The sequence below is a fragment of the Kitasatospora sp. NPDC001309 genome, from assembly GCF_042896295.1.
Classification (GTDB): Bacteria; Actinomycetota; Actinomycetes; order Streptomycetales; family Streptomycetaceae; genus Kitasatospora.
Window position 1 is genome coordinate 122,559 of the sequence record NZ_JBIAXC010000007.1, and the last position, 12,016, is coordinate 134,574.

Below are 12,016 nucleotides of genomic sequence, written 5' to 3' on the forward strand. Positions count from 1 at the left end.
CCCCGCCGGTTCGCGCTCAGATCTTCGGGGGTCGTGCCTCGTAGGGGGTGGAGAGCACCACCGTGGTGCGGGTGGACACTCCGGCGGCGCTGCGGATCCGCGCCAGCAGGTCCTCCAGGTCGCCCGGGGCGCCGACCCGGACCTTGAGGATGTAGTTCTCGTCGCCGGCGACGCTGTGGCAGGCCTCGATCTCGGGCAGGCCGGCCAGTCTCTCCGGGGTGTCGTCCGGGGCGCTGGGGTCGAAGGGCTTGACCGAGATGAACGCGGTCAGCGCCAGGTCGACGGCGTCGGGGTCGACGATCGCGGTGTAGCCGCGGATCACCCCGCGCTGTTCGAGGCGGCGCACCCGCTGGTGCACCGCCGAGGTGGACAGGCCGGTGGCCTTGCCCAGGTCCGTGTAGCTCATCCGGCCGTCCTCTAGGAGCAGCTGGACGATGCGTTGGTCGAGATCCTCCACGGTGCGCAAACCTACCCGCTCGGGGAGCACGGGGGGCGCACGGTGGTTGCACGGGGTCGGACCGCAGGTGTCGCACGGGCATGTGCCTGGTGAATGTGGCGGGCGGTGTGGCCAAGGACACACCCGGTGCATCACGGTGCGCAAGTCCGCAGGGTTATGAGCCCGAGTCGCAGGGAAGTGCTGGTTGTGGCCCCAGAGCGACCACGCCGGGCCCGATCCTAGGGGGATCTCCATGCCTGCTACCGACCAGCGCGTGCTGGCTCTCGACGAGACCGACGATCTGTCCGGCCGCGACGACCTCGCGGTCGACCACGTGCCGGGCACCGACCCCGGCGACGCCGAGACCTGGGACATCTTCCGGGTCCACTGCCCCGAGTGCCGCCGCCCGATCGCCCTGGTGGCGGACGAGGAGCAACTGCCGCAGCACGCACTGCTGCCGACGGCCTGGAACCCCTTCGCCCCCGCGATCTGCCCCGGCTCGGGCACCCTGACCGACGACCTGGCCGAGGCGGAGACCCGGGAGGACGCCGAACCGACCGGGTTCGAGGCGCTGTGCAAGCTGCCGAGCGGGCTCGACTGGCGCACCCAGCCGTTCTCGCACGCACCGGTGCACCGCCCGGTGCGCAGCGCGGGCGGCGGTGTCGCCGCCCCGGCCAAGGCCGGGCGGGCGGTCGCCTCGGCCGTCCCGCTCGCCACCATCCCGGAGCAGCGCCGGCGGCTCGCGCGGCGCTGATTACCTGCGGCAGCAGGCGAGTTGACGCCTGATCAAAGAATTGCCCCCGGTCGTCACTCCGCACCCTGGAGTGACGGCCGGGGGCCGTATCGGGGAGGCCGCGGCCCCCGAGCCGGGCTTCGGCACCGGGCCGGGCTCCGGGCCCGCCTCGGCTCAGCCCTTGGTGAGGTGGCGGCCGATCACCAGGCGCTGGATCTGGTTGGTGCCCTCGACGATCTGCAGCACCTTGGCCTCGCGCATGTAGCGCTCGGCCGGGAAGTCCTGGGTGTAGCCGTAGCCGCCGAGCACCTGGACGGCGTCGGTGGTCACCCGCATCGCGGCGTCGGTGCAGAACAGCTTGGCCATCGCCGCCTCCTTGGAGAACGGCCGGCCCGCGTCCCGCAGCCGCGCGGCGGCGAGGTAGAGCGACCGCCCGGCCTCGATCTGGGTGGCCATGTCGGCGAGCATGAAGGACAGGCCCTGGAAGTCCGCGATCGGGCGGCCGAACTGGCGCCGGGTGCGGGCGTAGTCGACGGCGAGGTCGAGCGCGGCCTGGGCGACGCCGACGGCACAGGCGGCGATGCCGAGGCGGCCGGAGTCCAGCGCGGCGAGCGCGATCTGGAAGCCCTGGCCCTCCTCCCCGACCAGCCGCTCGCGGGGCACCCGGGCACCGTCGAAGTGCAGCTGGGCGGTCGGCGAGGAACGCATGCCCATCTTGTGCTCCGGCGGCGCGGCCGACAGGCCCTGCTGGGCGCCGGGCACGAGCAGGCAGCTGATGCCCTTGGGGCCGTCCACCCCGGTGCGCACCAGGGCGCTGTAGAAGTCGGCCTGGCCGCCGTGGGTGATCCACGCCTTGGTGCCGTTGACGACGTACTCGTCCCCGTCGAGGTCGGCGCGGGTGCGCAGGGCCGCCGCGTCGGAGCCGGACTGCGGCTCGGAGAGGCAGTAGGCGCCGAGCTGTTCGCCGGAGAGCATGCCGGGCAGCCACGTCTCGCGCTGCTCGTCGTTGCCGAAGGTGGCCAGCGCGTGGCAGGACAGGGTGTGCACGCTGACGCCGAGGCCCACCGCCAGCCAGCCCGCGGCGAGCTCCTCCAGGACCTGGAGGTACACCTCGTAGGGCTGCTCGCCGCCGCCGTACTTCTCGTCGTAGGGGAGGGAGAGCAGGCCGGCCTCGCCGAGGGTGCGGAAGACCTCCCGGGGGAAGCGGTCCGCGGCCTCGTCCTCCGCCGCGCGCGGCTGGAGCTCGCGCTGGACCAGGTCCCGGGTGAGGCTCAGCAGCTCGCGGGCCTCTTCGCTGGGCAGCTGGCGCTCCACGGCTTTCACGGGGGACGGGGTCATGGCGAGGGTCGCCTCCTCGATCGGGCGCCGGCCCGGGGTGGCGGGTGGTCCGGCGCGGGTGTGGCAGGTCGGCCCGACCGGCACCGGGTTGCGGTGAACGGCCGTTCACAGGCGTGGCGAAGGCGAGTATGCCCGAAACCCGCGCTGCCGTCACGACCTGCACAGATGATCTGTCCGCAGTGGTGGGCTACGGCACCGTAGGGTTGACGTTGTGGCTGCATCCGGAACCGCCCCCTCCTCCCGTCCGCCCGCTCCCGCCGACCCGCTGACCGGGCTGGTCCGGGAGCTGCGGGCGCTGCCGCCCTCCTGCGGGCCGGTGCGGCTGGTCGCGGTGGACGGGCACGCGGGCTCCGGCAAGACGACCTTCGCCGGGCGGCTGGCGGCAGCGCTCGGCGGCGCACCGGTGGTCCACCTCGACGACCTGGCCACCCACACCGAGCTCTTCGACTGGACCGGGCGGCTGCGCGAGCAGGTGCTGGAGCCGCTGGCGGCCGGCCGCGACGCCGAGCACCGGGTGTACGACTGGACGCTGCGCCGTTTCGCCGGCACCGCCCGGGTGCCGCTCGCCCCGGTGGTGCTGGTGGAGGGGGTCGGCGCGGGGCGCCGCGAGGTGCGGCCGTGGCTGGCCCGGGTGATCTGGATGGAGCTGGAGGCCGCTGCGGCCCGTCGGCGCGGCGAGGAGCGGGACGGGCCGGAACTCGCCGCGTTCTGGGCGGGTTGGGCCCGCGCGGAGGCGGCGCACTTCGCCGCCGACCCGAGCCGTCCGCACGCCGCCACCAGGGTCGACGGGGTGACCGGGCGGATCGTGCCGAGCACCGTCGGTGAACCTTCAACTAAGCCCTTGACCTGCGACATCACCAGGACTTAGGTTCTCCTCAGTCGCCGGAACCCACCGTTCCGGCCGCTTCGGACCCGGCGCTCCCGACTTGTTCCCCCGTGAGCCGGGAGCGCCGTCCGGTCCCCTCCCCCAGCCCCCCGGTCAGCGGTTTTTCGGCCATCCGGCCGCCCAACCACCGTGTGCGCGATCGCATTTGACCCTGTGCGGCACCCTTCCGGATCAGCCCCGCGCCGGTACGATTCCCGGTAGGCGCATATGCGCCCCGGGGGCTCGACGACCACCGGCCCGGCTGCGTACAGGCGATCCGCCGGCCGAGCCCCGGGCCACACCGCGGGGGGCGTGAGTGACGACGGTCGACAGTTCCGACAGCACGGCGGGCGGCCCGGACCGGCCCGCCGACCGGGCCTGGCTGCGGGCCATGGACGCCTACACCGCCGGTGCCTACGCCCGGGCCGAGGAGGAGTTCCGGGCGGCCGTCCGGCTGGACCCCGGCATGGCCGACGCCTGGCTCGGCCTGCACGCGCTGCGCAGCGACACCTCGGCCGCCCTGCTCGCCATGTACCGCAACCAGAACCGCTTCGGCGAGCAGCGGCGGCTGCACCGCCGCCCGCTCAGCTCCTGGTACTGGCTGGGGTGGTGGGTGCAGCCGGTGCTGGAGGACGCCCGCGACCTCGCGCTGGCGCACGCCTCGCACTGGCTGGACGGCCGCCACCTGGCCGAGCTGGACCGGGCGTTGGAGCAGTGCCCGGCCCCCAGCGAGGACCCGTCCGCGCAGTTCCTGTACGCCTGCCGGTCCTACCTGCTCAAGGACTGGGAGCAGTTGATCCGGGACACCGACCGGCTGCTGGACGACCCGCTGCTGGGCATCGAGGCCGGGCTCTTCGCCGGCATGGCCCGGGTGCGGCTGGACATGTGCGCCCAGGCGCAGGCCCCGCTGGCCGCCTCACTGGCCCGCTGCCGCTCCGAGCAGCCGCAGCGCAAGGAGCTGCGCTACTGGCTGGCCCGGGCCTACGAGGGGGCCGGGCGCAGCGCCGCGGCGCTGCCGCTCTACCGGGCGGTGCACCGGGCGGACCCGGCGTTCATGGACACCTCGGCCCGGCTGACGGCCATCTCGGCCGAGGACGCGCTCGCGGACGGGCTGCTCGCGGACGGGCGCTCCGGCGGGCTGGACGGCTTCGGCCCGGACGGCGTCGGGCTCGACGGGGGCGGGCTCGACGGGGCCGGGCTCGACGGGGCCGGGCTGGACGGCGGCGGCCTCGACGGGGCCGGGCTGGAGGGCGTCGGGCTGGACGGGAGCGGCCTCGACGGCGTGGGTCCGGAGGGAGCCGGGGCGGGCGGTGGGACGGGCTACCAGGAGGACCCCGGCTACGCCGAAGGGCCGCTCTACGACGCCGAGTTCGGCACCGGCACCGCCCCGGTCGGCGGCGCCCCGGTCGGCGGCGGGCCCGCGGTGGACGCGACCCTCGTGGACGGCCCGCTCACCGCGCCGGAACCGGACCCCGCCGCCGCGGGCGGCGCACCCCAGGCGGCCGGCGAACGCTCGGGTTCGGGCGCCCCGGCCGGCCCCGCCGCACCGCCGCTGCCGGTGCGCGGCGAGGCCCAGCCCCGCACCGCCGCCGCTCCGCCGCCCCGGACCGCCGGCAACGAACGGGAGTTGGACGCGGCCCTGGCCGAACTCTCGCTGATGGTCGGCCTGGAGCCGGTCAAGCGCCAAGTCAGGGCGCTCTCGGCCCAGTTGAGGATGTCGAGGCTGCGGGCCGAGCAGGGGCTGCCGGTCCAGCCGCCGAAGCGGCACTTCGTCTTCTCCGGCCCGTCCGGCACCGGCAAGACCACCGTGGCACGGATCCTCGGCCGGGTCTTCCACGCCCTCGGACTGCTCTCCGGCGACCACCTGGTGGAGGCCCAACGCGCGGACCTGGTGGGCGAGTTCCTCGGCCAGACCGCCGTCAAGGCGAACGAGCTGATCGACTCCGCGCTGGACGGCGTGCTGTTCATCGACGAGGCGTACAGCCTCTCCAACTCCGGCTACACCAAGGGCGACGCCTATGGCGACGAGGCGCTCCAGGTGCTGCTCAAGCGGGCCGAGGACAACCGGGACCGGCTGGTGGTGATCCTGGCCGGCTACCCGGAGGGGATGAACCGGCTGCTCGCCACCAACCCCGGCCTCAACTCCCGCTTCACCACCCGGGTCGACTTCCCCAGCTACCGGCCGAACGAACTGACCGCGATCGGCGCGGCGCTGGCCGGCCGGGACGGCGACGGCTGGGACGAGGACGCGGCCGAGGAGCTGGCCAGCATCTGCACCCACGTGGTGCGCGAGGGCTGGATCGACGAGCTGGGCAACGGCCGGTTCATCCGCACCCTGTACGAGAAGTCCTGCGCCTACCGGGACCTGCGGCTCTCGCTGCTGCGCGTGGCGCCGGGCCGGGAGGACCTGGCGACGCTGCGGCTGCCGGACCTGGTGCAGGCGTACGGGGAGCTGATCGACGGCCGGGGCTGACGACCGGCTCCCCCACCGGGCCTCAGCCCCTGAGCAGCTCCGCCTCGCGCTCCGGGTCGAGTCCGACCCTCGGCCGGTCGGCGCGCTGCGGGGCCTCGCCGCCGATCGACCGCAGCCAGGCCCAGGTGTCCTCGACCGTCTCGGCGACCGGGCGGCAGCGCAGCCCGGCGTCGACGGCTCGGGCGACCGAGGCGCCGTGCAGGAAGTCGTAGAGCTCACCGGGCGCCAGCCAGACCGGCAGCTCCGTCCAGGGCTGCACACCGGCCGCCAGGATCCGCTCCGGGTCGGTCCAGCGCAGCTCGGCGTCCGAGCCGGTGGCCCCGACGCAGGCCTCCAGCAGCCCGCCCATGGTGGTGTGGCCGGCCGGGCTGACCACGTTGTACGGCCCGCCCAGCCGGGCCGCCACCGCGTCCAGGGTCCAGGCGGCGAGGTCGCGGCCGTCGATGTACTGCAGCGGCAGCTCGCGCGGGCCGGGAGCGAGCACCGGGCCGCCCCGGGCGATCCGGTTCAGCCACCAGGGCAGCCGGCCGATGTCCTCGTACGGGCCGAGGATCAGTCCGGCGCGGACCAGCAGGGCGCGCCCGCCGTACTCCGCCTCCAGGGCCAGTTCGGCGCCGCGCTTGGCCTCCGCGTAGCCCACCTCACCGGTGAGGTCCGGGGCTGAGTCGACCACCGGTGCGCTCTCGTCGGCCCCGGCGCGCAGCGGGTGGTCGTACACCGAGCGGCTGGAGACGTACGCGTAGTGGCCGACCCGGCCGTTCAGCCGCCGGGCGCTGTCGCGCACCGCCGCCGGGGCCCAGGACCAGGTGTCCACCACCGCGTCCCACTCCCCCGTGCCGAGCGCGGCGAGGCCGTCCTCGGCGGTGCGGTCGCCCCGCAGCACCCGGACGCCCTCGGGCGCGGGCTGCGTGCCGCGGTTGAGGGCCGTCACCTCCCAGCCCCTGGCCAGCGCCTCCTCGGCGACGGCCCGTCCGACGAACTTCGTTCCACCCAGCAGCAGGAGTCTCATGCCGACCACCCTCCTCCGAGGGTGGCCGGCAGGGGAACCGTTGCTGCTGTGGGCAGATTCGCCCTCGGCGGACAGGCGTCGCCGGATGGGGGGCCTTCGGGTGCTTCCCGAGGCTAGGCGGTCGTGCGGTGGTCCGGGTCGTGCATCTCGCCGACCAGCTCCTCAAGGACGTCCTCCAGCATCACCACGCCGACCGTGCGGCCGTCCTGGTCCAGCACGGCGGCCAGGTGGCAGGTGGCCCGGCGCATCGCGCCGAGGGCGTCGTCCAGCGGGAGGCTGCCGCGCAGCACCGTGATCGGCCGCCACAGCCGGGCCGGGACGGGCGCCGACGGGTCGTCCACGTCGAGGATGTCCTTGAGGTGGAGGTAGCCCAGGTAGCCGTGGCCGGCCGGGTCCCCGTCGGTGACCGGGAAGCGCGAGAAGCCGGTGCGCAGGGCGAGCTCCTCGACCTCGGCGGCGGTCGCCTTCGGGTCCACGGTGACCAGCTGCTCGGGCCGCAGCAGGACGTCGGTGACCGGGCGGCGGCCCAGCTCCAGGGCGTCCTCCAGGCGTTCCTGGCGGTCCTCGTCGAGCAGGCCGGCGTCCCGGGAGTCGACCAGCAGGTACATCAGCTGCTCGGTGGTGAACACCGACTCGACCTCGTCCTTGGCCTCCACCCGGAACAGCCGCAGCACGCCGTTGGCGCAGGCGTTGAGCGCCCGGATCACCGGGGCGAGCCAGCGGGCCAGCCGGTCCAGCGGCGGGCCGAGCAGCAGCGCGGCCCGCTCCGGGCCGGCCATCGCCATGTTCTTCGGCACCATCTCGCCGATCACCATGTGCAGGAAGACCACGAGGGCCAGCGAGATCCCGTACGAGAGCGGGTGCATCAGGCCGGACGGGACGCCGATCGCGTGGAACGGGCCCTCCAGCAGGGAGGCGATGGTCGGTTCGGCGAGCGCACCGAGGCCCAGCGAGCAGACGGTGATGCCGAGTTGGGCGGCGGCCAGCATCGCGGAGACGTTGGACAGCGCGTGCAGCACCGTCCGGGCGCGCTTGTGCCCGGCCTCGGCGAGCGGCTCGATCTGGCTGCGGCGCACCGAGACGACGGCGAACTCCGCGCCGACGAAGAACGCGTTGCCGAGCAGGAGCACGACGGCGACGGCGAGTTGGAGCACGGTCATCGGACGCCCTCCCCGTTCTCGCCGAACCGGCCGGGCGCGCTGGTGCGCTCCACCCGGACCTGGCTGGTGCGGTGCCGGTCGACACCGGTCACGGTGAACCGCCAGCCGGGCAGTTCGGCCTGCTCACCCACCTCGGGGAGCTTGCCGAGCAGGTCGGAGACCAGGCCCGCCAGGGTCTCGTACGGGCCGTCCGGGGCGTTCAGGCCGATCGCCTCCAGCTGGTCGAGCCGGGCGCGGCCGTCCGCCTCCCAGACGGGCAGGCCGTCGACGGCCGGCAGCTGGAGCAGGTCGGGGTGGTCCTCCGGGTCGTGCTCGTCCTGCACCTCGCCGACGATCTCCTCGACGATGTCCTCGACGGTGACGACCCCGGCGGTGCCGCCGTACTCGTCGACCACGATGGCCATCGGCTGGAGGCGGCGCAGCTGGTCCAGCAGCCGCTCGGCGGGCAGGGTCTCGGGCACCAGCAGCGGCGGCGAGGCCAGCTCGGCGACCCGGACCAGGCCGCGGCGGGCGGCCGGGACGGCGAGGGCGTCCTTGAGCGTCACGATGCCGGTGATCTCGTCCACGGTGTCGGTGTAGACGGGGAAGCGGGACAGGCCGGTGGCCCGGGTCAGGTTGATGACGTCGGAGGCGGTGGCGTCGCGCTGGAGGGCGGCGACGTCGATCCGCGGGGTCATCACGGACTCGGCGGTGAGCTCGCCGAGGCCGAGGGTGCGGACGAACAGGGTCGCCGACTCCTCGTCTATGGCGCCGGCCTTGGCCGAGTGCCGGGCCAGCGAGACCAGCTCGGCCGGGGTGCGGGCGTGCTCCAGCTCCTCCTGCGGCTCGATGCCGAAGGCCCGGACGGTGCGGTCCGCGGCGCCGTTCAGGAAGCTGATCAGCGGGCGGCAGGCGAAGGAGAAGGCCATGTGCGGGGCGGCGACCGCGCGGGCCACCTGGAGCGGGCGGGAGATCGCCCAGTTCTTGGGGACCAGCTCGCCGATCACCATCTGCACGACGGTGGCCAGCACCATGCCGACCACCACGGCGACACCGCGGGCGGCCGAGTCCGGCACCCCGATGCCCGACATCACGGGCGAGAGCAGGGTCGACAGCGCCGGCTCGGCGAGCATGCCGACCACCAGCGAGGTGACGGTGATGCCCAGCTGGGCGCCGGAGAGTTCGAAGGACAGGTGCCGCAGGGCCCGGGAGACCCGGCGGGACTTGACGTCGCCGGCTTCGGCGGAACGTTCCACCGCGCCGCGGTCGGCGGTCACGAAGGCGAACTCGGCGGCCACGAAGAGGCCGTTGGCGAGGATCAGGAGCAGGGCCGCGAGCAACAGCAGCCAGGCGGTGATCACAGTGCCGCCTGCCTTCCGGAGGTCGGAAGCGAGGCGGCGCAGGTACTACCGGACGGATCGTCCATCGAGGGGGAGTGTCACTCCTCTGGTCGGTGCGGTACAGGTCGTGCCGGGGGCAGGATGAAGTTTTGCCCCACTTTTACCAGCGTAGACCATATCGGCGCGACGGTAGGAAGCGTGTTCGGACCCGCCGGGGCCCCGGGCCGGGGTTCGGGGGGCCTGGACCCCGGGGGTGCGGGCGTCGCGGGATCCGGGGGTGCGGGCGTCGCGGGGTCCGGGGGTGCGGGCGTCCGGGGTCAGGCCCGGGCGTGGTGCTCGACCAGGTCGCGCAGCGCACGGGCGTCCGCGATCGCCCGGTCCTTGCCGACGCCGGACTGGATGCCGACCGCGGCCAGCGAGGTGCCGTCGGCGAGGTCGAGGGTGGCCCACGGGTCGCCCTGGCGGAAGTTGACCCGGACGATCTCCGGCCAGGCCAGCCGACGGCTGCGGACGAAGTTGACCACCGTCACGCCCTCGGCGTCCGCGCTCACCCGGGGGCGGGCCAGCATCAGGCCGACGGCGGCGAACAGCACGCCGCTGGCGACCATCATGATCCGGTCGTTGAGCTGCCAGTTCGCCGGGAGCAGCACGGCCAGCACCACGAACAGGGCCACGAGCACGGCGCAGACCGGCAGCAGCACCGCGCGGGTGCGCCGGGGCGCCCAGGTGACGGGGAACTCGACGGGCGGCGTGGACACGTGGGGTCTCCGGTGGCTCTGGATCGTGGCGGTCGTGGCGGTCGTGGCAGTCATGGCTGTCATGGCGGCGGGACGGTGGGGACCGCCGGGACGGCGAAGGGGCGGGGACGCCGACCGGCGTCCCCGCCCCTATTGAACCGTTCTTTACTCTCTGGCGTGCAAGCAGGTCAGAGGCGGCAGGCGTGGATGTTGGTGACCAGGATCGCCCGGGCGCCGATGCCCCACAGGTCGTCCATGATCTGCTGGGCCTCCTTGCGGAGCACCATCGACCGGACGGCCACCCAGCCCTCGGTGTGCAGCGGGGAGACGGTCGGCGACTCCAGACCGGGGGTGAGCGCCACGGCGGCGCCGACCTTCTCGGCCCGGATGTCGTAGTCCATCAGCACGTAGCGGCGGGCCACCAGCACGCCCTGGAGACGGCGCAGGAACTGCTCCACCCGGGCGTCCTCGCCCGCGCCCTTGGGGCGGATCACCACGGAGTCCGAGATCAGGATCGGCTCGCCGAAGACCTCCAGGCCGGCGTTGCGCAGGCTGGTCCCGGTCTCCACCACGTCGGCGATCACGTCGGCGACGCCCAGCTGCACGGCGGTCTCGACCGCGCCGTCCAGCTTGGTGACCGTCGCCGTCACGCCGTGGTCCGCCAGGTGCTGCTCGACCAGGCCGGTGTAGGAGGTCGCGATCCGCAGCCCCTCCAGGCCCTGCACGTCCTTGACGTCCACGCCCTCGGGGCGGGCGAAGCGGAAGGTCGACCCGGCGAAGCCGAGGGCGAGCACCTCCTCCGCGTTGGAGTGCGAGTCCAGCAGCAGGTCGCGGCCGGTGATGCCGACGTCGAGGCGGCCGGAGCCGACGTACACGGCGATGTCGCGCGGGCGGAGGAAGAAGAACTCGACCTCGTTGGCCGGGTCGACGAGGACGAGCTCCTTCGGGTCCTTCCGCTGGCGGTAGCCGGCCTCATGGAGCATCTCCGCCGCGGGACCCGAGAGCGAACCCTTGTTGGGGACGGCGATGCGCAGCATGGGAAGTCGGTTCCTTACCTGTTCGGTGGAGGGGTGCTGTCGGGAGCGGTTCAGAGGTACTTGTACACGTCGTCGAGCGTCAGCCCGCGGGCGATCATCATCACCTGAAGGTGGTAGAGGAGTTGCGAGATCTCCTCCGCCGTCTGCTCGTCCGACTGGAACTCGGCGGCCATCCAGACCTCGGCGGCCTCCTCGACGACCTTCTTGCCGATCGCATGGACGCCCTGCTGGACGAGCTGCGCGGTACGGGAGGACGAGGGGTCGCCGGTGGCGGCCTTCTGCTGGAGCTCGGAGAAGAGCTCCTCGAATGTCTTCGAAGCCATGATGGGACTCACCATACGGCGTGCGGGGTGGCGGACGGTAAACGGTCCCGGAGCGTGGACAGTCCTGTGGACGTCCACGCTCCGGGACCGGACGGCCTGCCGTCAGCGGGCGTCGCGCAGGGCGACGGCGGTGGCGACGGCGGCGGTGACGGCCTCGTGGCCCTTGTCCTCGGCGGAGCCCGGCAGACCGGCCCGGTCCAGCGCCTGCTCCTCGTTGTCGCAGGTCAGCACGCCGAAGCCGACCGGGACGCCGGTGTCCACGCTGACCTGGGTCAGGCCGACGGTGGCCGCCTGGCAGACGTAGTCGAAGTGCGGGGTGCCGCCGCGGATCACCACGCCGAGGGCGATCACGGCGTCGTAGCCGCGGTCGGCGAGGCGCTTGGCTGCGACCGGCAGCTCGAAGGTGCCCGGGACGCGCAGCACGGTCGGCTCGGCGACGCCCAGCTCCTTGAGCGCCCGGTGGGCGCCGTCCAGCAGGCCGTTCATCACCTTGTCGTGCCACTGGGCGGCGATGACCGCGACCTTGAGGTCGGCGGCGCCGTCGATGGTCAGCTCGGGGGCTCCGTGGCCGCTCATGTCTTCCTAC

Annotated in this window: 12 protein-coding genes; 3 read left to right on the plus strand and 9 right to left on the minus strand. The window is 73.9% G+C overall.

Annotated elements, in window-relative coordinates; genetic code table 11:
• Positions 1 to 16: 16 nt before the first annotated feature.
• Positions 17 to 457: an Lrp/AsnC family transcriptional regulator gene (locus tag ACFY2K_RS09830; protein WP_218200145.1), complete on the minus strand. Its 441-nt coding sequence runs from the start codon at positions 455 to 457 to the stop codon at positions 17 to 19.
• A gap of 232 nt (positions 458 to 689) precedes the next feature.
• On the opposite strand from ACFY2K_RS09830, the gene ACFY2K_RS09835 reads away from it, so the two are divergent.
• Positions 690 to 1,190 (plus strand): hypothetical protein, encoded by a 501-nt coding sequence (locus tag ACFY2K_RS09835; RefSeq protein ID WP_387710553.1) that lies wholly within the window; start codon positions 690 to 692, stop codon positions 1,188 to 1,190.
• A gap of 153 nt (positions 1,191 to 1,343) precedes the next feature.
• Here the strand turns inward: ACFY2K_RS09835 and ACFY2K_RS09840 are convergent, their stop codons facing one another.
• Entirely contained in the window at positions 1,344 to 2,507 is a 1,164-nt protein-coding gene (locus tag ACFY2K_RS09840) for an acyl-CoA dehydrogenase family protein (protein WP_380521388.1), read from the minus strand.
• A 211-nt stretch (positions 2,508 to 2,718) separates the two neighbouring features.
• Between ACFY2K_RS09840 and ACFY2K_RS09845 the strand changes: the two genes are divergently transcribed.
• Together ACFY2K_RS09845 and ACFY2K_RS09850 are read left to right on the plus strand one after the other, a co-directional pair.
• Complete coding sequence (locus ACFY2K_RS09845) at positions 2,719 to 3,375, plus strand: uridine kinase (RefSeq protein WP_375883927.1); 657 nt, start codon at positions 2,719 to 2,721, stop codon at positions 3,373 to 3,375.
• 388 nt (positions 3,376 to 3,763) lie between these two features.
• Complete coding sequence (locus ACFY2K_RS09850; protein WP_387710690.1) at positions 3,764 to 5,845, plus strand: AAA family ATPase; 2,082 nt, start codon at positions 3,764 to 3,766, stop codon at positions 5,843 to 5,845.
• A 22-nt stretch (positions 5,846 to 5,867) separates the two neighbouring features.
• On the opposite strand, the gene ACFY2K_RS09855 is transcribed toward ACFY2K_RS09850, so the two are convergent.
• From ACFY2K_RS09855 to ribH, 7 genes are all read right to left on the minus strand, one after another.
• Positions 5,868 to 6,854, minus strand: a complete 987-nt coding sequence (locus ACFY2K_RS09855) for an NAD-dependent epimerase/dehydratase family protein (RefSeq protein ID WP_380639252.1) — start codon at positions 6,852 to 6,854, stop codon at positions 5,868 to 5,870.
• Positions 6,855 to 6,967: 113 nt separating this feature from the next.
• Positions 6,968 to 8,014 (minus strand): hemolysin family protein, encoded by a 1,047-nt coding sequence (locus ACFY2K_RS09860; protein ID WP_375883921.1) that lies wholly within the window; start codon positions 8,012 to 8,014, stop codon positions 6,968 to 6,970.
• Entirely contained in the window at positions 8,011 to 9,354 is a 1,344-nt protein-coding gene (locus tag ACFY2K_RS09865) for a hemolysin family protein (RefSeq protein WP_375883919.1), read from the minus strand. The genes ACFY2K_RS09860 and ACFY2K_RS09865 overlap by 4 nt, the downstream gene beginning before the upstream one ends.
• A gap of 296 nt (positions 9,355 to 9,650) precedes the next feature.
• A complete protein-coding gene (locus tag ACFY2K_RS09870; protein ID WP_380521394.1) occupies positions 9,651 to 10,091 on the minus strand; it encodes a PH domain-containing protein in 441 nt (146 codons plus the stop codon).
• A gap of 167 nt (positions 10,092 to 10,258) precedes the next feature.
• Positions 10,259 to 11,107 carry an ATP phosphoribosyltransferase gene (hisG, locus tag ACFY2K_RS09875; RefSeq protein WP_375883914.1) on the minus strand — a complete coding sequence of 283 codons (849 nt, stop codon included), beginning with the start codon at positions 11,105 to 11,107 and terminating at the stop codon, positions 10,259 to 10,261.
• Between the two features lie 50 nt (positions 11,108 to 11,157).
• The gene (locus ACFY2K_RS09880) at positions 11,158 to 11,430 is read right to left on the minus strand and encodes a phosphoribosyl-ATP diphosphatase (protein ID WP_363567577.1); all 273 of its coding nucleotides are present in this window, start codon (positions 11,428 to 11,430) and stop codon (positions 11,158 to 11,160) included.
• A 102-nt stretch (positions 11,431 to 11,532) separates the two neighbouring features.
• Positions 11,533 to 12,006, minus strand: a complete 474-nt coding sequence (gene ribH, locus ACFY2K_RS09885; protein ID WP_375883911.1) for a 6,7-dimethyl-8-ribityllumazine synthase — start codon at positions 12,004 to 12,006, stop codon at positions 11,533 to 11,535.
• Positions 12,007 to 12,016 lie beyond the last annotated feature (10 nt).

What these genes read in the sequence shown, in the direction of transcription:
- ACFY2K_RS09840 (WP_380521388.1), bottom strand. Translation starts at nt 2,507, where the DNA reads ATGACCCCGTCCCCCGTGAAAGCCGTGGAGCGCCAGCTGCCCAGCGAA.
- ACFY2K_RS09880 (WP_363567577.1), bottom strand. Translation starts at nt 11,430, where the DNA reads ATGGCTTCGAAGACATTCGAGGAGCTCTTCTCCGAGCTCCAGCAGAAG.
- ACFY2K_RS09835 (WP_387710553.1), top strand. Translation starts at nt 690, where the DNA reads ATGCCTGCTACCGACCAGCGCGTGCTGGCTCTCGACGAGACCGACGAT.
- ACFY2K_RS09855 (WP_380639252.1), bottom strand. Translation starts at nt 6,854, where the DNA reads ATGAGACTCCTGCTGCTGGGTGGAACGAAGTTCGTCGGACGGGCCGTC.
- ribH (WP_375883911.1), bottom strand. Translation starts at nt 12,006, where the DNA reads ATGAGCGGCCACGGAGCCCCCGAGCTGACCATCGACGGCGCCGCCGAC.
- hisG (WP_375883914.1), bottom strand. Translation starts at nt 11,107, where the DNA reads ATGCTGCGCATCGCCGTCCCCAACAAGGGTTCGCTCTCGGGTCCCGCG.
- ACFY2K_RS09850 (WP_387710690.1), top strand. Translation starts at nt 3,764, where the DNA reads ATGGACGCCTACACCGCCGGTGCCTACGCCCGGGCCGAGGAGGAGTTC.
- ACFY2K_RS09860 (WP_375883921.1), bottom strand. Translation starts at nt 8,014, where the DNA reads ATGACCGTGCTCCAACTCGCCGTCGCCGTCGTGCTCCTGCTCGGCAAC.